Here is a 24,560-nt window from a genome sequence, read left to right as displayed (position 1 = left end):
GCTCTTTTTTAATAATAATTTTTTTTATTTAAATTGAGTTTTATAAAATTATTTATTAACAATTGTTATAAAAACATTATTATTTATAATTTTTGATTGGATGATTTTCTCTTTTTCCAGAACATCCAGATATTTATTAATTTCAACAACAGGTAAACCTGTAATGGAAGACAAGTCATTTAAAGTAACTGGTCTTCTATGAATTGTTTCAATAATCAAATCTTCAACATTATTGTTATAGGACTTTATTTCTTTTCTTGATTTAAATCTTGAAATTATTTCAACATCAAGGTCTTTCCATAATTCAACAATTGATTCTAAAAATTCTTTTGATACAGCTTCAACAAAACTTTCTGCAGGTGGTCTATCCAATGTATTTAATTGAACTTTATCAGGATTTATTTCTTTTATAGTTTCATACAGAGCATTAATATTATTTTGAGTATCATTAATCCCTTTTGCAAAAAATACTTCTAAGTAAATTAATCCACTATAGATTTTTCTAAATTCTATGAGCCCATCAATAATTTTATCCAATTTCAATTTAGGATGTGGCCTATCAAGTTTTAAAAATTCTAAATTTGATGCAGCATCTAAAGAAGGTAAAACAAGGTCACATAGATTAGCATCCTCTCGAACTTCTTCAAGATAGAATAGAGAGGAATTTGTAAGTAAAGCAATTTTTTGATCTGGATATTTTTCTTTTATCTCTTTTGTGAGTATACCAAAATCTTTATACAATGTTGGTTCACCTGATCCTGAATAAGTGATGTAATCAGGTTTTTCATTATTTTGCATAAAATTAATTATCTCTTGTAAAATCTCTTTATAATCAAAAAAAGATTCTCTTTTAATTGTAAGATTAGTTGTTAATCCACATTCGCAGTAAGAACAATTAAATGAGCAAGTTTTAAATGGGATAACATCAATTCCTAAAGAAACTCCAAGTCTTCTTGAAGGTACTGGTCCAAAAATATGTTTATAGTGCATATATAATCCTTATTTTTGATATTTTATTAATCATTTTTTAATTCAGGTTGACCAGTTGATAATAAAACTGATCTCCAGAGGTTACCTTTTTTATCAATCTTTTTTCTTCCAAGTTTTATAATATCCATTGGTAAATGAACAAATGTCTCGTTCCATTTTCCTATTATTAGTTTTGTTTTTCCAGCCATTGCAGCATGAACAGCATTTTCTGCAAGAAATCCGCAAAAAACAGCATCATCTGGTATTGCTGGTACTGATCTAATAATATAACTTGGATCAATATATTTAATATTTATTTCCAGGTTTTTTTTCTTAAAATGTTCTTTAATTCTATCTTTTAAATAAAGGCCAACATCATGCAATTTGACATTTCCTGAGGCATCATACTCAATTTCTTTATCTTTGAAAAATTTTTGTCCTGCACCTTCAGCTATAACAATTAATGCATGATGTTTCTTCTCTAATCTTTTTTCAAGTTCAGCTAATAATCCTTTTGGTCCTTCAAGATCAAAATCTATTTCAGGAACCAATAAAAAATTAACATCCTTTTGTGCCAATGAAGTTTGAGCTGCTATAAATCCAGATTCTCTTCCCATTAATTTCACAATACCAACCCCATTAGGGGCTCCTTTTGCTTCATTATGTGCACCCCTAACTGCTTCAACCGCTTGTGAAAAAGCTGTTTCAAAACCAAAAGATTTTGATATAAAGGGAATATCATTATCAATAGTTTTTGGAATATTTACAACTGCAATTTGTAATCCTCTTTTTTCTATTTCTTCTGCAATAGCCATTGCACCTCTAATAGTTCCATCCCCACCTATTGGGAAGAAAATATTTATTCCAAAATGAACCAGTCCATCAACTATTTTTTTTGGGTCAGAATATCCTCTTGAAGAACCTAATATTGAACCACCCATATTATGTATGTATTCAACAGTTTCTGGATCTAATCTCATAGGGTTTATTTCCTGATCAATATTTAATCCTTTATATCCATATCGAATACCAATAATATCTTTAACATGATATTGATAATATAATTGTAAAACCAGTGACCTAATAACATTGTTTAGACCAGGTGATAATCCTCCACATGTAGCAATTCCTACAACAGTTTTACCTGGGTCATAAAATAACATTTTTCTTGGTCCAGCTCTTTCAATTGTAAGAACTTTATTGTTTTTAAATTGATCTTTTAATTTTGAATATGTAATAGAATAAACAATTCTATCATCATCATTAACAAATTTAATATTTTTTATAGGCGATAAAAAAATCCTTTTTCCCAGATTTTTTATTGAAAGGTCAAGACCTTCTAAATTAATACTTTCCATATATCCTCCACCATAATTAAAATTTTTTAAATCCATTTCCCAATACATCGTAAACATCATTTACAATAATAAATGAATTTTTATCTATTTCTTTCAAATAATGTTGTAATTTAATTAGTTCACGCCTATTAATAACAGTATATACAATATTTTTTTGTTTTTTAGTGTAGCCTCCTTCACCATAAAAAACAGTACAACCTCTATCTAAATTTTCAAGTATAAACTTTTTAATTTCATCACTCTTATCAGACATTACAATTATCCCTTTATTATATGGAAATCCTTCAACAAAATAATCAACCACTTTTGATGAAATAAACAATGATAATAATCCCCATAATATAAGATTCCCATTTTTAAAAATTATCCCAACAGAAAAGATAATAATTGTATCCATCATTAAAAAAGAAGTTCCAGGTGATATTCCAAGATATTTTTTAAATATTAATGCTGGAATATCTGTACCTCCTGTTGAACCATTAAATTTAAATACAATACCAAGTCCTATACCTAGTAGTAAAGATCCAGCCAATACTCCTAAAAAATATTCATTTGTAAAGGAATACGCTCTATCTGATATTTGATATAAAAATGGTTTTAAAGAGGAAATTTTTATTAAATTTTTATAAGAAAATAGATCTGTAAAAAATGAAACAAATAACATACCTATCAAAGTTTTAATACCAAAAGTTCTACCTAAAAAAATAATTCCTAAAATAAACAGAGGTATATTAAAAATTAACATAGAAATACCTGCAGGTAACTTAAATAGGTAATACAATATTTGAGAAAGGCCTCCAACTCCACCAGGTGCTGATTTAAATGGTATTAAAAACATTGAAAAAGCAAATCCAGAAAGCATTGAACCAAATGCAATTCCTAAAATATCAATTGTATAATTTTTAATTTTTATAATTAAGGCTTTTTTAGACAATGTTAATCTTTTCATTTTTTACCTCATATATTGTTATATTTGTTTTTATGTTTTTTGTATTATATATTTAAGTCTTTTAATTTAATAATTTATAATCTTTTAATTTTATTGTTTTTACAATGCTGGTGTTATATATTTTTTCCTAATATGTTTTTGTTTTAATTTCAATAAAGGATAAATATAAATAATCAAGAAAAATCTATTGATTATATAACATATTTTCTCATATATACAAAAATTATTATTGTTAATAGTAATTGTAGAATAAAAGTAAAAAATGGAAGAAAATAATTATTAAAATAATAGATTAAATTTTTATAGTTTATAAAGTTATAAGTTTGCAAAAATGCTATTGTTTATTATTATAATATAAACGATTTTATTTTAATAATTTATTATGATTATTTGAATAATTAATTTAATATAATTATTTATTCAAATATATCAAATATAATTTTTTATTATTTTTTTAACAAATCTAAATAAAATTAGTATTTATATGAATATATATTAAAGTTAATTTTGTATTTACAAAGGTGAATTAAAATATTACAAAAATAAAATTAAATGGAGTTATATTATGTATATTGATGAGAAAGTATTTAAATATCCTTTGTTTGATATCCCTTCTAGGAGAGATTTTAGACAAATGCTGGAGGAAACAGTTAAAAAATTTCCTGATAAAGAGTCTTTTTTTGAAAAAGGGGGTGATAGAAAATATCATGGAATAACTTTTAAAGAATTCCAGCAAAATGTTAAGTATTTTGGAGAAGCATTATTTTCACTTGGATTAAAACAAAGGGATAAAATAGGATTAATTGGTAAAAATAGTAGAACATGGGCTATTTCTTATTATGCTATTACTTCTTCTAATTTTGTGGTTGTACCAATTGATAAGGAGTTAAAACCTCATGAAATTAAAGCAATATGTGATAAAGCAAAAATTAAAGCAATTATATTTGGAAATAAATATCTTGAAACTTTTATTAATATAAAGAAAAATGAAACCTATCTTGAATATTTAATCCCTTTTAAAAAAGTTTCTGAAAATGAGAAAAACCTTTTAGAAAATAATGAGATAAATTTTTATTTAAGTTTTAATGAATTAAAAGCTAAAGGTGAAAAGCTATATAAAGATAAAATAAACAATAATGAAACTCCTGAATATGAAAAAGTAGAAATTGATCCAGAAAAAGTGACTTCTATTATTTTTACATCAGGAACAACAGGTGTTCCTAAAGGGGTAATGCTTTCTCAGAAAAATATTATAAGTAATATAGTTCAGATGCGACAACTTCATTATATCGATGAAAATGACACATTTTTATCATTTTTACCTTTACATCATTCTTATGAATGTACCTGTGGATTTTTATGTCAGGTTCATGCAGGTAGCAAAATTGCTTATGCTGATTCATTGAAGAAATTGGGAGATAATATTGGTGAAGTTAAAACTACAATGCTACTTGCAGTACCAGCATTACTTGAGGTTTTTTATAAAAGAATTAAAAATGCTGCATTTTCAGGTGTAAAAGGAAAAATCTTATTTGCTGTACTGGACTTTGTATGTATTTTTTCAGAAAAAATCTTTGGAAAAAATATCAGAAGAAAAGTTTTTAAAAAACTACATGAAAAATTTGGTGGAAATTTAAAAACATTTATTTCGGGAGGTTCTGCTTTAAAACCAGAGATAGCAAAATTTTTTACAAAGCTTGGATTTGTAGCTGTGCAAGGGTATGGGATAACAGAATGTTCACCATTATTAGCTGTTAATAGAGTAGATAAAGATAGAAATATGATTGAAACAAAGTTTGAAGCTGTAGGTATGCCTGCACCAGGATTGGATATAAAGATTTTTGATAAAAATGAGGAAGGAGTAGGTGAAATTGCTGTTAAGGGACCAAATGTAATGCTTGGTTATTATGAAGAACCTGAATTAACAAAAAACGCATTTCATAATGGTTATTTTTTAACTGGTGATTATGGATATTTAGATAAAGATAACTTTATCCATATTTCTGGTAGAAAAAAAGATATTATTATTACTGAAAATGGAAAAAATGTATATCCAGAGGAGATAGAATTCTATTATATGGATAATAAAGAAATAGCTGAAATTGTTGTTAAAGAAGGGATTGACCCAAAAAATTCTGAAAAAACAATTGTTGCTGCCATTTATCCAGATTATGAATATTTAAGTGAAATATATCAAAAAGATGAAGAAAATTTAAAAAACAATCCTGAGATTTTTATAAATGATATAAAAAAGATTATCAAAGAGAATAACAAAAAAATTGCTAATTTTAAAAGAATAAAATATTTAATTTTATCCAACTCTGAATTTGAAAAAACTACAACAAAAAAGATTAAAAGACATAAAGTCGATGTTTCTAATAACAAAAAATATATATCAGTATATTAGTTAAAGTATTAGAAGTTTTATAAATTAAATTTTTGTTAATTAATCATTATTAATTATTTCCTTTAATTCATACCAGTGCTTGTATGCTCTTCGTAAATGGGGTATAACTATTGATCCTCCAACTATTAAAGCTATATCCATTGCTTGAATAAATTCATTATCACTAATGTTGTATTTTTTTGATTGAAGTATATGATATAATATACAGTCATCACATCGTAATACAGTAGATGCTACTAATCCCATTAATTCTTTATATTTAGCAGGAATTTCTTCATTATTATAAACTGCAGAATCAAGGTTAAAGAATCTTTTTGTATTTCTGGTTGAATTGTTTAATATTAAAGAATTTAATTCTTCTCTTTCTTTAATGAAATCATCGATTTTAGACATACTTTCTCCTTTAATAAAATTTTATAAATATTAAATATGAAATTATATTGCTTTAATCTATCAGAGATTTCTAAAATTCAAATTTTTTATTTAGTGTTTTTTTTAATTTTTTAAATTTAATAAATTAAGAAAATATAATTTAATTAAAATTTTTATATAATTTATAAAAAAATGCTTAATTTTTTAGATAATTCGAAAAAATTGATTGAAAGTTTAATATTAATTATTAACAAAATGAACTTTAATTAAATAGAGTTTTACCAAACTCTGAAAGTTTGTGAATCTCATCAACAACATAATTCGCTAATTCCTGGTATTTATTCATAGTTAGGTTTTTATTATAGTATTGGTCAAAATATATGGGTTTTCCAAATACACAAGCGTAATTTGATCTAAATTTTGGAATAGCAGCATAATCGAAATATTTTTTACCCATATAATTATATTTGATTTTTTTAATGTATAGATCTTTTCTATCTATCCAGATTCCAACAGGAACAACTGGTACTTTTCCACCTAATGCTAGTCTAATAACCCCTTTTCTTGGTCTTATTTTTCCAGTATATCCTGGTGGAATAATTTCAGGAGCTATTAATAAAGAAAATCCTTTTTTAAGCAATAAAAAAGAATCTTCAAATGTTATATTAGATTTTTCTTTAGTTTTATTATAAACTATTACCTGGTTGGATAAAGTAAAAATTATTTTAGGTATTTTAAATGACCAGACCTGTTCTTCAATTAAAACAGAAGGGGGAGTTGTTTTTTTATAAATAAGTATTGGAAAAGCATCATATAGAGTTGGATGGTTAACTGCAAATATTTTAGGACCACTAATAATTGGATACTTTTCATAAAATTTCAAGTTTAGATAACTATGCATATAAAGTGAAAGGATATTTCTAAAAAATAAAGTAAAAATTTTAGGATAAATCTTCATTATAAGTTTTTTATTTAAACTTTCTATAAAAAATTTATATTTATAAAAATTATTTTATAATAATATTAATATTTTTAAAATTTAAATTAAGAAAAATATTTTAAGTAAATTAAACGTGTAAATATTTGAAAAAGTTATCCAAATTAAAGATAGGTTTTTGTATTGTATGATTTATTTTAAGATATTTATATTTAGACTTTTCTATTTTATCAATATTGTTACTATAAACTATGATTGGGAGTTTTCTATTTTTTAGATCAAACCTTATTGTTTCAATAAGTTTTACACCATCCATTTCAGGCATTTCAATGTCAGTTATTAGATAGTCAAAATGATATTTATTAAATTTTTTAAGAGCTTCAAGACCATTTGATGCAGTTTCTACAAAACAACCTTTAGATGAAAAAAATTTCTTCATCACCTTTCTTACAGCTATGTCATCATCAACTATTAATAAATTTGTTTTTTTCATATCTACCTGACTTCTATTTACTTTTAATAAAATAATTTATAAATTATTATCTTTTAATTAAAATCGGTAATAAATAAAATTACATTAATTTTTATAATATAATAATAATATAAGAAAAATTATACTTATGGAATCATAATTTTTTTTATAATAATATACCAATTTCTAATTATATTTTTTATTTAAATTTGTCAAGAAAAAAATTGAAATTTTTAATAGAGTTTAGATTTGAAAAGAAATGTTAAAAAATGTTTAAGATTTTGAAAGGAACTTAAAATTAAAAATTTAATTTTTTCTTATTTGAGAAATAATTATTGCTATAAACATTAATAAACATCCAGATAATTCTTTTAAAGATAACAATTCATGCAAAATAAAATATCCACCAATTACAGCAAATAAGGATTCTGCTGACAGTAAAATTGCAGCATGTGTAGGATGAGCCTTTTTTTGTCCATAGACCTGCAATGTATAAGCAATACCAACTGAAAAAATTCCTCCATAAATTATTGGTATTGAAGCATTTAAAATTGATTTTATCTCAATTTTTTCAAAAATAAATGCAGTTATAATACTTAATAAGGATGTAACAAAAAATTGGGTAATTGAAAAAATAAATGTATCGGTTTTTTTTGATTGATGGGAAATATATTGAACATGCATCGCCCATACAAAAGCTCCAATAAAAATTAAAAAGTCTCCCTTATTAATTGTAAAATTACTTCTAACACTTAATAAATATAGTCCAAATGTAGATAAAATTGCACCAATCCATGAAAATAGAGAATTTTTTTGCTTTAAAAAAATTCCATAAATTGGGACAATTACAACATATAATCCAGTTATAAAACCAGCTTTTCCAGCTGTTGTATAAATAATTCCAATTTGTTGCAAAGAGGAAGCTACAAAAAGGATAATTCCTGCAACTATACCAGGAATGAGAAACTTAAATGAAAGCTTTCTATTTGTTAATTCATTCTCACCTGCATCTATAATTTTGTTTTCAAACTTCCTGTTGCTTTCATTTTTATTATAAAACTTTTTTTTGTTATAATTATTTTCAAAATTAAATTGGGATTTATGATTGATTTTGTTTTTGTTTTTAATAAAAATGAAAGGTAATAAAGTTAACACCCCTAATAAAAATCTGATACCATTGAATAAAAAAGGACCAATGTATTCCATACCAATTCTTTGTGCAACAAAAGCTAATCCCCAGATTATAGAGGCAAGTAATAGCAGTCCTTCATAAAAAAGATAACTATTCTTAATTTTATTGGTAAATTGATTCAACTTAGTTTCCTCATCAATTTTTCATTTCGAGGCATAACTGTAAATCTAAATTTAATAATATCATTTTCAATGTTAAATGTAAAAAATTTTTTATCATTCTCTAAAGTTATTCTGCCTTTTAAATTTTTGTATTTTTTTATCAATCCGTTTAAAAAAGTATTTTTTACAATTACAGGTGAATTATTATTATCACTTAAATGGCATAAATAAATTTCTTTTTTATATTTATTTAATTTATTTACATTTATATTATTTACATTATCTATGTTTTTATCAATTAATGACTTTATCATTTCATTTACAAAGGAGAGGCTTTGGTAATTTGATAAATGTCCATTTTCAGAAGAAATCCTTTTTTTTAAATATTCGGGGTATTGTCCATAATTAAGTAAATCAGGGTCATAATTTGCTTCTAAAAAAATTATATCTGATTTTAATCCATAATTTAACATTATATTGTTATATTTACCAGTATCTGTTATTAAGGAAAAATTAAACTTTTCTAAAGTAAAATAAAATCCAGAAGAATATGGAACATCATGAAAAATTTTAAAAGGGGTAAAATAAAAATTTTCATTTATTTTATATTTAGTATCCCATTTAAATTTAAACTTTTTAATTATAGGTGTTTTTGATATATTTTTATCTTCAAGTCCTTCATGGAATAAAACAGGAATATCTAACCTTTTTAAAAGTGTTTCAACTCCTTTTTTATGGTCAGAATGGGTATGAGTTAAAAATAAAAATTTTATTTTATCTAGATTAAAATTTAATTCTTTGCATCTTGATTCAAATTCCTTAAATGAATATCCATTGTCAATAACAAATGAAAAATCATCATTGCTAAAAATATAAGAATTTGCCTTACTTCCAGAACCAATGATACCAAATTTAATCATGAGCTGAATATATCAAATATTTTTATTTATTCTATGAAATTTTAATTAATTGTTGAAAATTATTTAAAAATATTAATAATTATTTTGAGATTAAATTTTATATATGGAGGGAATAATGAGTGCAATTTTTAAAATTGAAAAACCTAAAAATGAACCTATTTTATCTTATGTTCCTGGGTCAAAAGAAAAGGAAGAATTAAAAAATAAGATAAAAGAGTTAAAGAGCAAGAAAATTGAAATTCCATTAATTATTGGAGGAAAAGAAATTAAGACTGGCAAGCTTGGAAAATGTGTTGTGCCACATAATAAAGAGTTTGTACTTGCAACTTTTCATCAAGCTACAGAAAAAGAGGTGAATTTAGCAATTGAGGAAAGCCTTAAAGCATGGGAAAAATGGTCTAAAACTTCCTGGGAGCATAGAGCTTCTATTTTTATGAAAGCTGCTGAATTAATTTCAACAAAATACAGATCACTATTAAATGCTGCAGCAATGTTAAACTTAAGTAAAACAGTATTTCAAGCTGAAATTGATTCTGCATGTGAATTAATTGACTTTTTTAGATTTAATACCTATTATATGCATAAAATATATCAGGGGCAACCCGATTCTTCTAAAGGGATATGGGATAGAACTGAATATAGACCATTAGAAGGATTTGTGTTTGCAGTTACCCCTTTTAATTTTTTATCCATTGGAGGAAATTTACCATCATCACCTGCAATGATGGGTAATGTTGTTTTATGGAAGCCTGCTTCAACTGCAGTTTATCCTGCTTACTTTTTAATGAAGGTATTAATGGAAGCAGGACTTCCTGATGGAGTAATAAATTTTATTCCAGGACCTGGAACAAGAGTTGGTAATACAGTTTTAAGAAGTAAATATTTAGCAGGAATCCATTTTACTGGTTCAACAAACACCTTTCAATTTATGTGGAAAATTGTTGGAGAAAATATAGCTAATTATATATCATATCCAAGAATTGTTGGTGAAACTGGTGGTAAAGATTTTGTTTTTGTTCATGAATCAGCAGATCCTGCTGAAGTAGCAACTGCTTTAACAAGAGGTGCTTTTGAATATCAAGGGCAAAAATGTTCTGCTGCATCAAGAGCATATATCCCATCTAACAGATGGAATGAGATAAAAGAAATTTTATTGAAACAAATTGGTGAGATAAAAATGGGAGATCCTGAAGATTTTAGAAATTTTATGACAGCTGTGATAGACCAGAATGCTTTTAACAATATAAAAGCATATATTGATTTTGCAAAAAATTCTGATGAAGCTGAAATAATTGTTGGTGGTAAATGTGATGATTCTAAAGGATATTTTATTGAACCTACAGTAATTTTAACTAAAAATCCTCATTTTAAACTAATGAAAGAAGAGATTTTTGGTCCTGTTTTAACTATTTATGTATATGATGAAAACAAATATGAAGAAACTTTAGAACTTTGTGATAAAACTTCTCCTTATGGGTTAACAGGAGCTATTTTTGCAAAATCAAGAGAAGCAATAATTTTAGCTGAAGAAAAATTGAGACATGCAGCTGGAAACTTTTATATTAATGATAAACCTACTGGTGCAGTTGTAAATCAACAACCTTTTGGTGGATCCCGTGCATCAGGTACAAATGATAAAGCTGGTAGTGACCTTAACCTTTTAAGATGGGTAACAGTTAGATCAATAAAAGAAAATTTTAATCCACCTATTGATTTTAAGTATCCTTTTATGCAAGAAGAATAATTATTATAAATTTTATTTAAATAGTTTAATTAAATAAAAAAACTTTAATTAAAGTAAAAATATTGTTTTTTAAAATTACAAAAGATTGAATAAGGCTGTCCTAAAAAATATGAGGCAGCCTTATTTTTGTGATGCATCTATTTTTTTATTTTTAATTTAATTTTTAAATAACTTATTTAAATATAAATAATCGATAAAATTTGAAATTATTGTTTAATTATTTTTATTTTCCATACTTGCGAATTTTTTACTAAAAATATTGCTATTATCAAAATAAATAGTTGATATTATTAGTATTATTAATATTATTATAGAAATGTAAATGGTTAGAATATAAAATGATATTAATACATAATAACAAAAATATAAAATAATAGAAAAATAAATAAAATTTGAAAATTTAGTTAATAGAAATATTAATTAGAAATAGAAAATTAATTTATTTGAAGTGAGAAGTTTTTTGGAATGAATAAAGGGTAATTTAAAATTATAGGAATAAAAAATGCTACATAACTTAATTAAAGTAAGAAGGGAACTTCATAAAATTCCAGAGTTGTCTTTTAAAGAATTTAAAACTTCTAAATATATAGAGGAGTTTTTAAAAAAAAGAGAGGTTAAATATAAAAAAATTATTGATACTGGAATTGTTGCTTTTATTGAAGGAAAAAATAAAGATAAAATTATTGGTTTTAGAGCTGATATAGATGCACTTCCAATTGAAGAGAAAAATAATTTTGAATATAAATCAATTTATAAAGGTAAAATGCATGCATGTGGTCATGATTTTCATATGTCTATCCTTTTAAATTTAATTAACTATTTTTCTAAAAATATTCCTCAAGTTTCTTTACTTTTTATTTTTCAACCAGGTGAAGAGGGAGCAGGTGGTGCTTTAAAAATGATAAATAATGGAGTTTTTGATATTTTTGGGAAACCTGATTATATATTTGGATATCATATAAATCCAGAAGTTGAAACTGGAATAATTAGTGCTTATCCAGGAGAAGCATGGGCAGGAAGTATTGAATTTGAAATTGAATTTAAAGGCCCAGGTGGTCATGGTGCTTATCCACATAAATCTGTTGATTTAGTTTATGCATTTTCAAATTGGTATCAATATATGCAAAGTGTTATATCGAGAAGTTTTAACCCTCAACATGCTCTTTTGTTAACCTGTGGGAAATTAGAAGGTGCAGTTAAGTCAAATGTATTTTCCAGCGAAATTATAGCAGGATGTACTTTCAGGTATTTTCAAATTGAGGATAAGGAAAAGTTTTTAAAAAAAGTTAAAGCTGGACTTTCTTTTTTAGAAAATTCAATGAATTGTTCAACTGAATTGAATATAATTTCAGACTACATTCCTCTTGTAAATGATAAAAAACTATTTGAAAATATTAAAAAATGGTATAGCAAACAAATAGAAAAGGAGGTAAAAACAGAAATTAAATTACCTGAATTAGTTAAAGTTGATAAAGTAACAATATCAGATGATATGGGTTATTTTTTAAAAGAAGTTAAAGGGGTTTATTTTTTTCTTGGTGTCAATAATGGAAATACAACAGGGTTACATACTGCAACACTTAATCCAGATGAAAATGCATTACTTTATGGGTTCAACTTTTTTAAAGAAATAGTAGAGCATTATGAATTCTGGTAAAGTTTAAATTGTTTCAGTATAAATTTAGAATAATAATTTAATTTTTTACCATATTTATATAAATTAGTAGATTTTTTGATATTTAATATTGATTTTTATAGAAGGAGGCTATTTATGAAGATAGGTATTATAATTTGTGATAGGTATAAAAATTGTGCTGGAGGAAAATGTTTTAGAGCTATGCACAATAGAGAAGGTGCTTTTAAAATTTATAGTAAAGATGAACCTTTAGAGATTGTTGGGTATACATCATGTGGTGGTTGCCCTGGCGGAAATATAGAATATGCTCCCGAAGAGATGATTAAAAATGGTGCTGAAGCAATTCATTTTGCAACCGGCTTTGTTGTAGGATATCCTCCATGTCCTTATATTTCTTATTTTAAAAAATTTATTGAAGAAAAATATAAGATTCCTGTTATTATCGGTACCCATCCTATTCCACAAAAATATTATATTACACATAAAAATTTAAATACATGGAATACTTCTGAATGGGAGGAATTTATTAAACCAACTCTTTGTGATGAACAAATAAGAAAAAAATATGATTAAAAAATATTTTAAAAGTTAACAAAAAATATAGGAGTTAATATATGAAATATGTGATAATGGCCGGTGGCAAAGGAACCAGATTGTTTCCATTAAGTAGAGAAAATTATCCAAAACAATTTTTAAAATTATTTTCTAATAGAACTTTATTAGAAGAAACAATTTTAAGATTACCCTATAATCAAAATAGTGAAATATTAATTGTGACAAATAAAGAATTCAAATTTCATGTTATTGATATTTTAGATAAACTTTTTAAAAACAAAGAACAAAATAAAAAAATAGGGATCGCAAATTATCACAATGTTGAGTTTTATAAATTTTTTACAGAAGAAAATATTGAAAACAAAATTAAAATATTAGCTGAACCAGAAGGAAAAAATACAGCTCCTGCAATAGCATATTCAATTTCTTTTCTAGATAAGGACGATATTGTATGTGTTTTACCATCTGATCATTATATTGGGGATATCCCTCTTTTTCATAAAAGGCTTAAAGATGCTGAAGATACTGCAAAAAAAGATCATTTTGTAACTTTTGGAATTGTTCCATTATATCCTGAGACAGGTTATGGATATATTGAAATAAAAGGTGATTTTAATGACAATTCAAAAACAATTTTTGATGTAGAAATGTTTAAAGAAAAACCTGATTTTGAAACTGCAAAAAATTATGTTGAGAGTAAACATTTTTTCTGGAATTCAGGAATGTTTGTTTTTAAAGTGTCAACTCTGGAAGAAGAATTTAAAAAATATTCTAACGAAATTTTTCTAAATTATAATAGATTAAGAGAATTAAATAATGAAAAGAAAATGGTTTCAAAAGAAGTAAATGAAGTTTATAGTAATTTCCCAAATATTTCAATTGATTATGCAGTATGTGAAAAATCTCAAAATATTAAATTAGTTAAGGGTGATTTTGAATGGACCGATATTGGGTCTTTTGATTCACTTTTTGATAATTTAAAAAAACATAATAAAAAACTATTCATTAATTCCAATCAATTTTTTAACACAAAAACTCATGAACATCTTATTGGTGATAATTCTAAAAACCTTATAATAGGAAATGATAAATTTTATTCAATTATTGGTCTGGAAGATATTATTTTAATAGATACTGAAGATATTACAGTAGTTACTAAAAAGGGAAACTCAAAAAAAGTTAAACTACTTATACCAGAAATTGAAAAGATTAATCCTGTTAATGCAAATTTTCATATTACAGTTAAAAGGCCATGGGGAATATACTCAAATATTTATGAAAAAGAAGATGGATTTAAAGTTAAAAGGATTAGTGTAAATCCTGGACAAAAATTATCATTACAATTACATCATAGAAGAGCAGAACATTGGGTAGTGGTTCAGGGAGAAGGGATTGTTCAACTGGATGATGAGTTTAAAAATGTAAAAAAAGGTGATCATATTTATATTAAAGTAGAACAAAAACATCGAATTGAATGTACCTCAGAAGAACCTTTAATCTTTATTGAAGTACAAATTGGTGATTATTTAGGAGAAGATGATATTGAGCGTTTTGAGGATATTTATGGAAGAGCATAAAAGATAAAATAAATTAAAATTTATTTTATATATTTTATTTATAAGATATATGGACAAAATTCTATTATGAATAGAAATTTTTCTTAAATACTTTATTTAATTTTCCAAATTTTAAAAAGATTTTTAATAGTTTTTGTTTTAAGCATGTAATGTTAACCATATATAATATAAATTTTCACAATAAATAAATATTGTCAAAATAAAACAATAGTTAATTATTTATCATAAAAAACTTATTATTGAAATATTTTGTGAAATATATTACCTTATAATAAAAGTTTTGGATAAAACTAAAAGGAAAATGTTGTGAAAAATTTAGAAAAAATGATTATGAATGTACCAATTATTAAAATTGAAGCTAAAAATAATAATGTTATTTATTCCCTAATGGAGAAATATAACTTAACAGGATCAATAAAAATAAAAACTGTTTACTGGATATTGAAAAAAGCTTTAGAAAAGAGATTAATAAAAGAAGGTTCGACAATTATTGAAGCATCTAGTGGGAATACAGCTATTGCAATGGCTTATTTTTCAAAAATTTTTAATTATAATTCAATTATTGTTTTACCTAAATCTACTTCTAAATGTAAAAAAAGATTAATTAGATCATATAATAGTGAAATTATAGAAGTAGATGGTACAACAGATGCATGTATTAATGTAAGAGATAAAATTGCAGGTGAAAATCCCTTTTATTTTGTACTTAATCAATTTATTGATGAAAATAATTATCTAGCGCATTATAATTTAACTGCAAATCATATCCTTTCAAATATAGGAAGTTCTATTGACTATTTTTTTACTGGAAAAGGAACAGCTGGTACTTTAATTGGGACTGGTTTAAAATTAAAAGAAAGTATAAAAAATGTAAAAGTTATTGCATTTAATCCCATTGAAAAAATTGAAGGTTTAAGAAACTATAAAGTTTCAAAAACAATTATCCCTTTTTATGAAAAATACAAGAATATAATTGATGAAGATATTGATGTTAATTTTGATGATGCAATATCAGGTATAGAGTATTATATAAATGAAGGTTATTTTGTAGGAATTTCATCTGGTGCTATTTTAAAAGGGACATTGGATTATTTAAATAGTAAAAATTTAAAAAATAAAATTTGTGTTATTATTGCTCCTGATGGTGGAGATAATTATCTTGATTTAATATTGAAATATATTAATCCTGAAAAACTAAGTTTATGTAAATAATTATTGTGTATATAATTTTTATGCAAATAAATTTTTATGTAAATAAATATAGAATAAATTAATTTTTTTGTTTATTAGATTTTTTTTATATTTATTGATAACATTATTTTCATATCCAGGAGTTATAATGAAAACAGTAGTTGTAGGAATGAGTGGAGGGATAGATTCTTCTTTTGCAGCATATTATTTATTGGAAAAAGGTTACGATGTTATTGGTGTTACAATGCTTGGAAGCCCTAATAAAAATGAAATTGGAAAATGTTGTTCATTAGAAGATATCAATGATGCAAAATTGATTTGTAAAAAATTAGGTATAAAACACTATGTTGTTGATTTAACTAAAGAATTTAAAAACAAGATTATAAATTATTTTATTGAAAGTTATTTAAAAGGGGAAACTCCTAATCCATGTATAAGGTGTAATAAACTAATTAAATTTGGATTATTATATGACTGGGCAATATTAAAATTCAAAGCTGATTATTTTGCAACAGGGCATTATGCTAAAATAAAAAAGATAAAAAACAATTATTTTTTATCTAAAGCAAAAGATATTTCTAAAGATCAATCCTATTTTTTATATCAAATAGATAAAAAAAAATTACCTAATATTATTTTTCCCTGTGGTGATTTTACCAAAAGTGAGATTAAAGAGAAAATTGTAATAAACAATTTACTAAATCTTGAAAGGAAAAAAGAATCTTTTGATGTTTGTTTTGTACCTGGAAATGATTATAAAAAATTTATAAAAGAAAATATAGATGAGTCATTGATAAAAAAAGGGTACTTTTTAAATGAAAAAGGGGAAAAAATACTTTTTAAAGGTAAACCAAAAGAAAATGATGGTATTTTGTATTATACAATAGGGCAGAGGAAAGGGATTGGTTTTTCAATAGGGAAAAAAGCTTATGTAAGGGATATAAAAAATAATGGAGATGTTGTTATAGGAGATAGGCCTTTAATAAAAGGTGTTAGTTTAATTGATATAAATTTATTTGAAGATATGGAAAAATTTCCTGAAAAATTTCATATTAAGCTAAGATATAATCATAAAGGAACAATTGGTTTTATTAAAAAAGTTATAACTGAAAAAGATTTAGAAAAAGATTATAAGAACAAAAATGTTAAAACTTTTGAAAATTTTGAAACTGAAAAAAATAATGAAAAGTATATGAATAAAATTATAAATAGAAACAAAGTTATCAAAGAAATAATTATTGAATTTGACAAACCTGTAGATGCTTCTTCAAAAGGTCAATCGGGAGTTATTTATAACAATGATATAATTTTAGGGGGTGGAATAATAAACAAATTGTATTTTATATAAAAAATAGTTGTTAAACCAAAAAATTTGTGTTAGTTATATTAAATACATATGACTCTTGATTAAAGTTATAAAATTAACTATATATATTTTAATTTATATATATATTGAATTTTAATTTTAATTTTAATTTTGGTTAGAGGAATTAGGTATGAAACTAACAAATTCAAAAAATGTTATAAATTTAAAGAAAATATTTGCAGGATTATCAATTCTTATATTAATTTCTATTTTATCAAGTTGTACAACTTCTGTATCGCAAATAAAATATAATCCATCTCAATATGATGGAAAAACTGTTGAAATTACTGGAGAAGTAGTAGAAGTTTATTATACGAAAATTGATGGGAATAATGGTTTTAAAAATAGGTTAATAATTTATAAACTTGAAGATAATGGTGATTATTTGTATGTAATAACTGATAAAGATGTTATAAAAGGTTCTATTAGAAAAACTAATGGAAAGTTATTTTATCTAAAAAACAAAAATGATCCCCAACAAATTCAAATATTTTATAGATATTTGTATACTTACCTTGATGAAAAAGGGTATTTAGAAAAAAAATCTCAAAAAAGTGAACAATTTTTTGTATGGCATATATTTAAGTTTTTAATAAATATCTTTACTGATTTTAAATTTGATGATTCTTTAGATGATTTAGATGATGCCGTTCTCTATTCTTTAGAAAACCAACCTGATAAAAAAGAAGTTATTGAAGATGCAATGAATAAAATTTTATTTAATTTAGAAGATAGTAAAAAAATAGTTATAATTTTTGAAAATACTTATGAAGTTTATTAATTCTAATTCTTTCTACACGATTATATTTGTTTAATAAAAATACTAATAAAATTAAATATTAATAAAATTACAAAATAAACATTAATTGTCTAATATTTCTCAATAGATAGTATAAGTTCTTTATTTAGTTTCAAAAATTTATCAAAAATTCATAATTAATTCTTAAAAAAATCAAATATTGAATTGTAAATAAAGGCACCAAAAAAAATATTAATAATTGGAGGAAAGAATGCCTAAAAGAACAAAGAAAAATAATTTAAGATTAATAGTTCAAATTATATTTTTACTATTAATTATATTGATTAGTTATAATCACTATAGAGTTGAAAACAACCTTGACCCAATTTTATATGTTGGTTCTCCATCTTTACATGCCGTTTGTCCATTTGGAGGAGTTGTTTCTATCTATACTTATATTACTTCAAATTCATTTGTTAAGAAAATTCATCAATCATCATTCACATTGATGTTTTTAGTTTTGTTTTTAACTTTACTCTTTGGTCCAGCTTTTTGTGGTTGGATTTGTCCCTTTGGAACAATCCAGGAATGGATTGGAAAACTTGGAAAAAAGATATTTAAAAAAAGGTACAATACCTTTATTCCTTTGAAAATACATAATATAGCTAAATATTTTAGATATGTAGTTTTAATATGGGTATTGGTTAATACTGCTATAATTGGAAAATTGCTATTTGCCAATATTGATCCCTATTATGCGTTATTTAACTTTTGGTCTTCTGAAGTAACAATTACTTCACTTATATTTTTAGGAATTATTATTGTTTCATCTCTATTTATAGAGAGACCTTTTTGTAAATATTTTTGTCCTTTTGGAGCAGTATTAGGACTTTTTAACTTTATTAGAATTTTTAAATTAAGAAGAAATGAAAAAACCTGTATTAGTTGTAAATTATGTGATATAAAATGTCCAATGCTAATTGATATTTCTACAAAAAACACAATTTCAAGTCCATATTGTATATCATGTATGGAATGTACAGAAGAATTTACATGTCCTGTTGATAATACATTGCAGTTTAAACTAATAAAATTAAATTAATAGGAGAGTTAACATGAAAATAAATAGCTTGATTATATTTATTTCAATTATAATTATAATAATTGGAGGAATTTTAATTGCAAATAAATTAGGGTTGTATGAAACTTCTAGGCCTTCAACACCTAAAAAAACTTTAAGTGGGGAATATGATATTGCAGATATAAGAGGTTCTCATACATTTGCAGAAATAGAAAAATTTTATAAAGTTAATTTTAAAGATGTTATTGAAGCATTTGGATTACCAGAAAATATTAATCCTAATGTTACTAAAATTAAAGATTTTACAGAAATTTTTAAACCTGTAGAAATTAATGGAAAGGAATATCAGTTTGAAACAGAGGGTTTTAGAGTTTTTGTTGCACTTTATTTGCTGAAAGAATATAATCCTTCTGAAGAGGTTTTTTTACCTTCAAGAACTGTAAGTTTTTTGATTAAAAATAATAAATTAACAGAAAGTCAAATTTCTTATTGGAGAGAACATCAGTTTAAACCTGTTTATTATTCAGAAAATGAAACACCATTAAATAATGAAGAAGGTGAACTAAAAATTACCGGGCAAACAACAATAAAAGAATTATTAAAATTAGGAATTAACAAAGAACAGTTTAAAGAGATAACTGGTCTTAACCTTCCTGAAGATACCAATATTATTTTAAAAGATTTTTTATCAGAAAAGGAAATTCCATTTAAAGATGTAAAAGAAAAATTTACTGAAATTTTAGAAAAAAAGTAAAATATTAGTTATTTGAATTGAAATTATTTGAAAAAATTATATTTTCAAATTTTAATTATACAAAGAATAAAAAAAAAGAATTAAAAATGAGAAAGAAAATTAAAGAAAGAAAAAAATTAAAAATATCAATTGAAAGCAAAATTGAAATTGGTGATGTTGAAAAACATGTAAAAGAAGGTAAAAATCCTAGATATTCTTATATTTACCCAATTATTGAAAATAATATGGTTAAAGGTATTATAGTATCAAAATTTTCTCTTGATAAAGAATTTCATTCTATTGAACATGCACAAAGAGCATTAGTAAAATATATTCTAATATCTATGTTCTTATTTTTTCCTGTATTTCTTTTCTTACTAAGTTTGTTTATTATTAAACCCATTAAAAATTTAGTAAAGGTTTCAGAAAAATTAAGTAATGGTAATTTTAACATTGAAATTAAATCAATAAGAAATGATGAAATTGGTATATTTGCAAAAACATTTGTCAAAATGGCTAATAATTTAAAAGCAGGTTATGAAAGATACCTTTCTCCTCAGGTTGTAAATTTATTAGGAGAAAAAAAAGGAATACTGGAAAATATTTCTATTAAAAAAGAAGCTACAATAATGTTTTGTGATCTTGATAATTTTACAAATTTTTCACAAGAAGCCAAACCTGAAGTGTTAACTAAATTTTTAAATTTTTATTTAGAAAATATGACAGAAATTTTATTCAAACATAAAGGTACTCTGGATAAATTTATTGGCGATGGGATTATGGCTGTTTTTGGTGTTCCTTTAGATTTATCTGATTTTAAAAAAGAAGCAGTTCAAGCTGCGATTAAGATGCAAAAATTTTTTTCCAAAAATTATAAAGAGTGGATAGAAAAATCCGGATTTGAAAAAAAATTTTCAACAGGATTAAGAATTGGTATAGCAACAGGAGAAGTTTTTTGGGGAAATATTGGTTATGAAAAAAGAATGGAATTTACTTCTATTGGAAAATATGTAAATCTTGCAGCAAGATTAGAAAAAGCAAATAAAATAATGGAAACTAATATATTAATTGATTCAAGAACTTTCAATCATATAGGGGAGTTGAAGTCTTTTTTTAATAAAAAATCTTCAATTTCACTTAAAGGTTTTGATAATTCTATTGATGTATATGGAACAATTATTAAATAAAGATTAAAAATATCTACTGGTTTTTTCAATTATTTATCTAAACAAAATTTGAATCTATTCGAAGATTATTATAATAAAAAAAAAATGGAAGGGTAAAACCCTTCCATTCGATCGGTTAGCTTAAAAGTTGTAATACCAAATTTGGCATAAGATTAGCTTGCACCAGGACTGCTGCAGAAGTTTGCATCAAGATTTGACTTTTTGTAAAGTTAATAATTTCAGAGGACATATCAGTATCTCTGATAATTGATTCTGCATTTTGAAGGTTTTCTGCTGTGTAACTAAGATTAGATACTGTATGGTCTAACCTGTTTTCTAAAGCTCCAAATGAAGCTCTTTGTTTAGAAATAATATTAACAGCATTATCAACCATGCCAATAGCTTCATTAGCCTTATCAGCAGTTGATAGAGATATAGTCTCCACTCCAAGGGCACGTGAGGTCATTGTATTTATAAAAATTGAGACTGCTTGATCTGCATTTGGGCCTACATGAAGTTTAATAGATTGTATAGAACCATCAAGAATTTTGAACCGATTAAATTCTGTGGTTGTTGCAATTCTATCAATTTCTCTAACAAGTTGAGAAACTTCTATTTGCATTAAACTTCTATCTTCAAGACTGTAGATCCCATTTGCAGCTTGAATTGCAAGTTCTCTAATTCTGTGTAAAATAGAATGGACCTCCTGGAGTGAACCTTCTGCAGTTTGTAGAAAAGAGATACCGGTCTGAGCATTTTTTTCTGCTTGTATTAGCCCTCTGATCTGTGATCTTAATTTTTCAGACACAGCAAGTCCTGATGCATCATCTCCTGCACTGTTAATTCTTTCACCGGAAGCTATTTTTTGCAAAGATTTAGAAAATTTCTTATTTTGCAAGTTCAGCATCCGGTTAGCAAATTGTGAGGACATATTGTGATTAATTATCATATGAAACCTCCCTCCCTAAATATTACTGAAAAGTTCCTTCTTTTCAGTTTGGGTAAAGTAATTGTGCACCGATCAAACACAGATTACTCTACCCAGGAAAAGAGGTTTCCTTAGTTAAATAATGTCTAAATTAACTCAGCAATCGCAGCACCAATGCAGGTAGATTATTAGCTTGTGCTATCATTGCAGTTCCAGCCTGCATTAAGATCTGGTTTTTAACCATTTTACTGATCTCAGAGGACATATCGGTATCTCTGATCTGGGATTCGGCAGCGGTTAAGTTTTCAGCAGCCATATTAATTCCATACAGTGCCTGTTCAAATCTGTTCTGGTAAGCTCCTAATTTAGCTCGTTGAGTAGTTACTTTTTTCAAAGCATTATCAACAATACCGATTGTAAGGTTAGCTTGATCAGCAGTTGACACAGAAACTGTGTTACCCTGTTGATTAACCAAATTTAATGCTTTTGCTGTCATGGTTCCAATTGTAACATATTCTCTTTGATCCATGTTAGGTCCAATATGAAACCAGACAGGTGTTTGGGTAGCTAAACCCTGCTGCCCACTTTCAACAGCAAATCTTCCAGTAAGAATATTATATCCGTTGAATTGGGCATGAGAGGCTATTCTATCAACTTCATCAACAAGCTGTTTGATTTCTACTTGAATCTGAGACCTGTCGTCTTCAGTGTAAATTCCATTAGAAGCTTGAATTGATAATTCTCTAATTCTTTGTAAAATATTTGTTGTTTCAGAAAGAAACCCTTCTGCTGTTTGTAAAAATGATACAGCAGATTGTACATTTCTTTCTGCTTGTTTCAAACCTCTAATTTGTGAAATCATTTTTTCAGAAACAGCTAAACCAGAAGCATCATCTCCGGCACTATTAATTCTTTCACCAGAAGATAATTTTTGGATATTTTTGTTTAGTTTCCATTCATTAAACTTAACCTGCCTGTTAGCAAATAAACTAGTAAGATTATGATTGATTATCATACCACCCTCCTTGTGGTCGGTCCCTCCTAAATTTGGTTGCATGCTGCCCACGTGCCAAAGCAGGTTAACAACCAGGAAAAATAAAAATTGATTCTATTTATCCTGATTGTTAATATATTAATGTCAAAGAGCATTTCTAGTTATATTTTTTTATAAAATAAATAACTCATAATGCTAAATTGAAGGTATGGAGAAAAACCATACCTTCAATTTAATAAAAATAATTATAAAGTGAATAATTTCCAATCCAACTGTTTTATTTTTTATTGTAAGAGCCGAAGTATCAATTGTGGCTGAGCATTTGCCTGTGCAAGCATTGCAGTAGCTGATTGAACTAAAATTTGATCTTTTGTAAATTTTGACATCTCATAAGCCATATCAGTATCTCTTATTCTACTTTCAGCTGCTTGCATATTCTCAGCACCAATTAACAATCCTTTAGTTAAAAATTCTAATCTTTCTTGATAAGCACCAAGGTCAGCTCTTTGTCTGGAAACTTTTTGTAAAGCAGAGTCTATAGCTCCAATTGTCATGTTAGCTTTATCAGCTGAAGAAATAGACAAAGATGAACCAGTTAATGTTCTTACACCTAATCCTTTAGAAGTCATAGTACCAATATAGATTCTAATTCTTTGATCCATATTTGCACCAATGTGTAACCACATAGAAGCATTTACTGAACCTGCAGAAGCATTAGCAAATCTTCCAGTAAGTAAATTCATACCATTAAATTGCGCATGTGAGGCTATTCTATCAATTTCATCAACTAATTGTTCAACTTCTACCTGGATTTGCATTCTATCATCTTCAGAATAAATACCATTAGAAGACTGAACAGCTAATTCTCTAATTCTTTGTAATATACTTGTTGTTTCCTGTAAATAACCTTCTGCAGTCTGAATAAAAGAAATTCCATTTTCTGCATTTCTTGCAGCTTGATGAAGACCTCTAATTTGAGCTCTCATTTTTTCAGAAACAGCTAAACCTGATGCATCGTCTGCTGCTTGATTAATTCTCTCACCTGAGGAAAGTTTTTGAATTTCTTTATTAACTTTCCATGTATTGAACTTTAATTGTCTATTAGCAAATAATGATGAAATATTATGATTTATAATCATGCCATCCTCCTTGAAAATTTTACATCCATGTAAA

The 24,560-nt window shown here is 25.4% G+C and carries 22 protein-coding genes; 11 read left to right on the top strand and 11 right to left on the bottom strand.

Annotated elements, in window-relative coordinates; translation table 11 throughout:
- Positions 1 to 48: 48 nt before the first annotated feature.
- From ACZ5EC_RS05700 to ACZ5EC_RS05690, 3 genes are read right to left on the bottom strand one after another with little or no spacing between them, the layout of a single operon-like run.
- Positions 49 to 990 carry a radical SAM protein gene (locus ACZ5EC_RS05700; RefSeq protein ID WP_464303994.1) on the bottom strand — a complete coding sequence of 314 codons (942 nt, stop codon included), beginning with the start codon at positions 988 to 990 and terminating at the stop codon, positions 49 to 51.
- Positions 991 to 1,016: 26 nt separating this feature from the next.
- Complete coding sequence (locus ACZ5EC_RS05695; RefSeq protein ID WP_464303993.1) at positions 1,017 to 2,327, bottom strand: ATP-dependent 6-phosphofructokinase; 1,311 nt, start codon at positions 2,325 to 2,327, stop codon at positions 1,017 to 1,019.
- A 16-nt stretch (positions 2,328 to 2,343) separates the two neighbouring features.
- Positions 2,344 to 3,276, bottom strand: a complete 933-nt coding sequence (locus ACZ5EC_RS05690) for a YitT family protein (RefSeq protein WP_464303992.1) — start codon at positions 3,274 to 3,276, stop codon at positions 2,344 to 2,346.
- A 565-nt stretch (positions 3,277 to 3,841) separates the two neighbouring features.
- Between ACZ5EC_RS05690 and ACZ5EC_RS05685 the strand changes: the two genes are divergently transcribed.
- On the top strand, positions 3,842 to 5,683 hold the full coding sequence (locus tag ACZ5EC_RS05685) for an AMP-dependent synthetase/ligase (RefSeq protein WP_464303991.1): 1,842 nt from the start codon (positions 3,842 to 3,844) through the stop codon (positions 5,681 to 5,683).
- Between the two features lie 39 nt (positions 5,684 to 5,722).
- Here ACZ5EC_RS05685 and ACZ5EC_RS05680 read toward each other — a convergent pair whose 3' ends face one another.
- The 5 genes from ACZ5EC_RS05680 to ACZ5EC_RS05660 all read right to left on the bottom strand — a co-directional run bounded on the left by ACZ5EC_RS05680 (position 5,723) and on the right by ACZ5EC_RS05660 (position 9,677).
- Complete coding sequence (locus ACZ5EC_RS05680) at positions 5,723 to 6,076, bottom strand: carboxymuconolactone decarboxylase family protein (RefSeq protein WP_464303990.1); 354 nt, start codon at positions 6,074 to 6,076, stop codon at positions 5,723 to 5,725.
- 241 nt (positions 6,077 to 6,317) lie between these two features.
- Entirely contained in the window at positions 6,318 to 7,013 is a 696-nt protein-coding gene (locus ACZ5EC_RS05675; RefSeq protein WP_464303989.1) for a lysophospholipid acyltransferase family protein, read from the bottom strand.
- Positions 7,014 to 7,122: 109 nt separating this feature from the next.
- Entirely contained in the window at positions 7,123 to 7,485 is a 363-nt protein-coding gene (locus ACZ5EC_RS05670; protein WP_464303988.1) for a response regulator, read from the bottom strand.
- Between the two features lie 285 nt (positions 7,486 to 7,770).
- The gene (locus tag ACZ5EC_RS05665) at positions 7,771 to 8,778 is read right to left on the bottom strand and encodes a DMT family transporter (RefSeq protein ID WP_464303987.1); all 1,008 of its coding nucleotides are present in this window, start codon (positions 8,776 to 8,778) and stop codon (positions 7,771 to 7,773) included.
- Positions 8,775 to 9,677 (bottom strand): MBL fold metallo-hydrolase, encoded by a 903-nt coding sequence (locus ACZ5EC_RS05660; protein WP_464303986.1) that lies wholly within the window; start codon positions 9,675 to 9,677, stop codon positions 8,775 to 8,777. The genes ACZ5EC_RS05665 and ACZ5EC_RS05660 overlap by 4 nt, the downstream gene beginning before the upstream one ends.
- 115 nt (positions 9,678 to 9,792) lie before the next feature.
- On the opposite strand from ACZ5EC_RS05660, the gene pruA reads away from it, so the two are divergent.
- From pruA to ACZ5EC_RS05610, 10 genes are all read left to right on the top strand, one after another.
- A complete protein-coding gene (gene pruA / locus ACZ5EC_RS05655) occupies positions 9,793 to 11,421 on the top strand; it encodes an L-glutamate gamma-semialdehyde dehydrogenase (RefSeq protein ID WP_464303985.1) in 1,629 nt (542 codons plus the stop codon).
- A 502-nt stretch (positions 11,422 to 11,923) separates the two neighbouring features.
- Positions 11,924 to 13,078 carry a M20 metallopeptidase family protein gene (locus ACZ5EC_RS05650; RefSeq protein ID WP_464303984.1) on the top strand — a complete coding sequence of 385 codons (1,155 nt, stop codon included), beginning with the start codon at positions 11,924 to 11,926 and terminating at the stop codon, positions 13,076 to 13,078.
- Between the two features lie 114 nt (positions 13,079 to 13,192).
- Complete coding sequence (locus ACZ5EC_RS05645; protein WP_464303983.1) at positions 13,193 to 13,630, top strand: CGGC domain-containing protein; 438 nt, start codon at positions 13,193 to 13,195, stop codon at positions 13,628 to 13,630.
- A 41-nt stretch (positions 13,631 to 13,671) separates the two neighbouring features.
- Entirely contained in the window at positions 13,672 to 15,189 is a 1,518-nt protein-coding gene (locus tag ACZ5EC_RS05640; protein WP_464303982.1) for a sugar phosphate nucleotidyltransferase, read from the top strand.
- Between the two features lie 306 nt (positions 15,190 to 15,495).
- Positions 15,496 to 16,401, top strand: a complete 906-nt coding sequence (locus ACZ5EC_RS05635) for a PLP-dependent cysteine synthase family protein (protein ID WP_464303981.1) — start codon at positions 15,496 to 15,498, stop codon at positions 16,399 to 16,401.
- Between the two features lie 127 nt (positions 16,402 to 16,528).
- Positions 16,529 to 17,728 (top strand): tRNA 2-thiouridine(34) synthase MnmA, encoded by a 1,200-nt coding sequence (mnmA, locus tag ACZ5EC_RS05630; protein WP_464303980.1) that lies wholly within the window; start codon positions 16,529 to 16,531, stop codon positions 17,726 to 17,728.
- A 148-nt stretch (positions 17,729 to 17,876) separates the two neighbouring features.
- Complete coding sequence (locus tag ACZ5EC_RS05625) at positions 17,877 to 18,527, top strand: hypothetical protein (RefSeq protein WP_464303979.1); 651 nt, start codon at positions 17,877 to 17,879, stop codon at positions 18,525 to 18,527.
- Positions 18,528 to 18,756: 229 nt separating this feature from the next.
- On the top strand, positions 18,757 to 19,587 hold the full coding sequence (locus ACZ5EC_RS05620; RefSeq protein ID WP_464303978.1) for a 4Fe-4S binding protein: 831 nt from the start codon (positions 18,757 to 18,759) through the stop codon (positions 19,585 to 19,587).
- Positions 19,588 to 19,600: 13 nt separating this feature from the next.
- Positions 19,601 to 20,320: a hypothetical protein gene (locus tag ACZ5EC_RS05615; RefSeq protein WP_464303977.1), complete on the top strand. Its 720-nt coding sequence runs from the start codon at positions 19,601 to 19,603 to the stop codon at positions 20,318 to 20,320.
- An 86-nt stretch (positions 20,321 to 20,406) separates the two neighbouring features.
- The gene (locus tag ACZ5EC_RS05610) at positions 20,407 to 21,486 is read left to right on the top strand and encodes an adenylate/guanylate cyclase domain-containing protein (protein ID WP_464303976.1); all 1,080 of its coding nucleotides are present in this window, start codon (positions 20,407 to 20,409) and stop codon (positions 21,484 to 21,486) included.
- Positions 21,487 to 21,601: 115 nt separating this feature from the next.
- Here ACZ5EC_RS05610 and ACZ5EC_RS05605 read toward each other — a convergent pair whose 3' ends face one another.
- The 3 genes from ACZ5EC_RS05605 to ACZ5EC_RS05595 all read right to left on the bottom strand — a co-directional run bounded on the left by ACZ5EC_RS05605 (position 21,602) and on the right by ACZ5EC_RS05595 (position 24,526).
- On the bottom strand, positions 21,602 to 22,414 hold the full coding sequence (locus ACZ5EC_RS05605) for a flagellin N-terminal helical domain-containing protein (protein ID WP_464303975.1): 813 nt from the start codon (positions 22,412 to 22,414) through the stop codon (positions 21,602 to 21,604).
- Positions 22,415 to 22,544: 130 nt separating this feature from the next.
- A complete protein-coding gene (locus ACZ5EC_RS05600) occupies positions 22,545 to 23,408 on the bottom strand; it encodes a flagellin N-terminal helical domain-containing protein (protein WP_464303974.1) in 864 nt (287 codons plus the stop codon).
- Positions 23,409 to 23,671: 263 nt separating this feature from the next.
- Complete coding sequence (locus tag ACZ5EC_RS05595; protein WP_464303973.1) at positions 23,672 to 24,526, bottom strand: flagellin N-terminal helical domain-containing protein; 855 nt, start codon at positions 24,524 to 24,526, stop codon at positions 23,672 to 23,674.
- Positions 24,527 to 24,560: the final 34 nt, after the last annotated feature.

The organism is Exilispira thermophila (assembly GCF_055389015.1).
The sequence above is the reverse complement of the archived record's forward strand: the minus strand, read 5'-3'. Positions and strand labels throughout refer to the sequence as shown.

Bases quoted from the DNA above. Each gene is read 5' to 3' on its own strand.
- ACZ5EC_RS05700 (WP_464303994.1), bottom strand. From the start codon at position 990: ATGCACTATAAACATATTTTTGGACCAGTACCTTCAAGAAGACTTGGA.
- ACZ5EC_RS05695 (WP_464303993.1), bottom strand. From the start codon at position 2,327: ATGGAAAGTATTAATTTAGAAGGTCTTGACCTTTCAATAAAAAATCTG.
- ACZ5EC_RS05690 (WP_464303992.1), bottom strand. From the start codon at position 3,276: ATGAAAAGATTAACATTGTCTAAAAAAGCCTTAATTATAAAAATTAAA.
- ACZ5EC_RS05685 (WP_464303991.1), top strand. From the start codon at position 3,842: ATGTATATTGATGAGAAAGTATTTAAATATCCTTTGTTTGATATCCCT.
- ACZ5EC_RS05680 (WP_464303990.1), bottom strand. From the start codon at position 6,076: ATGTCTAAAATCGATGATTTCATTAAAGAAAGAGAAGAATTAAATTCT.
- ACZ5EC_RS05675 (WP_464303989.1), bottom strand. From the start codon at position 7,013: ATGAAGATTTATCCTAAAATTTTTACTTTATTTTTTAGAAATATCCTT.
- ACZ5EC_RS05670 (WP_464303988.1), bottom strand. From the start codon at position 7,485: ATGAAAAAAACAAATTTATTAATAGTTGATGATGACATAGCTGTAAGA.
- ACZ5EC_RS05660 (WP_464303986.1), bottom strand. From the start codon at position 9,677: ATGATTAAATTTGGTATCATTGGTTCTGGAAGTAAGGCAAATTCTTAT.
- pruA (WP_464303985.1), top strand. From the start codon at position 9,793: ATGAGTGCAATTTTTAAAATTGAAAAACCTAAAAATGAACCTATTTTA.
- ACZ5EC_RS05650 (WP_464303984.1), top strand. From the start codon at position 11,924: ATGCTACATAACTTAATTAAAGTAAGAAGGGAACTTCATAAAATTCCA.
- ACZ5EC_RS05645 (WP_464303983.1), top strand. From the start codon at position 13,193: ATGAAGATAGGTATTATAATTTGTGATAGGTATAAAAATTGTGCTGGA.
- ACZ5EC_RS05640 (WP_464303982.1), top strand. From the start codon at position 13,672: ATGAAATATGTGATAATGGCCGGTGGCAAAGGAACCAGATTGTTTCCA.
- mnmA (WP_464303980.1), top strand. From the start codon at position 16,529: ATGAAAACAGTAGTTGTAGGAATGAGTGGAGGGATAGATTCTTCTTTT.
- ACZ5EC_RS05625 (WP_464303979.1), top strand. From the start codon at position 17,877: ATGAAACTAACAAATTCAAAAAATGTTATAAATTTAAAGAAAATATTT.
- ACZ5EC_RS05620 (WP_464303978.1), top strand. From the start codon at position 18,757: ATGCCTAAAAGAACAAAGAAAAATAATTTAAGATTAATAGTTCAAATT.
- ACZ5EC_RS05615 (WP_464303977.1), top strand. From the start codon at position 19,601: ATGAAAATAAATAGCTTGATTATATTTATTTCAATTATAATTATAATA.
- ACZ5EC_RS05610 (WP_464303976.1), top strand. From the start codon at position 20,407: ATGAGAAAGAAAATTAAAGAAAGAAAAAAATTAAAAATATCAATTGAA.
- ACZ5EC_RS05605 (WP_464303975.1), bottom strand. From the start codon at position 22,414: ATGATAATTAATCACAATATGTCCTCACAATTTGCTAACCGGATGCTG.
- ACZ5EC_RS05600 (WP_464303974.1), bottom strand. From the start codon at position 23,408: ATGATAATCAATCATAATCTTACTAGTTTATTTGCTAACAGGCAGGTT.
- ACZ5EC_RS05595 (WP_464303973.1), bottom strand. From the start codon at position 24,526: ATGATTATAAATCATAATATTTCATCATTATTTGCTAATAGACAATTA.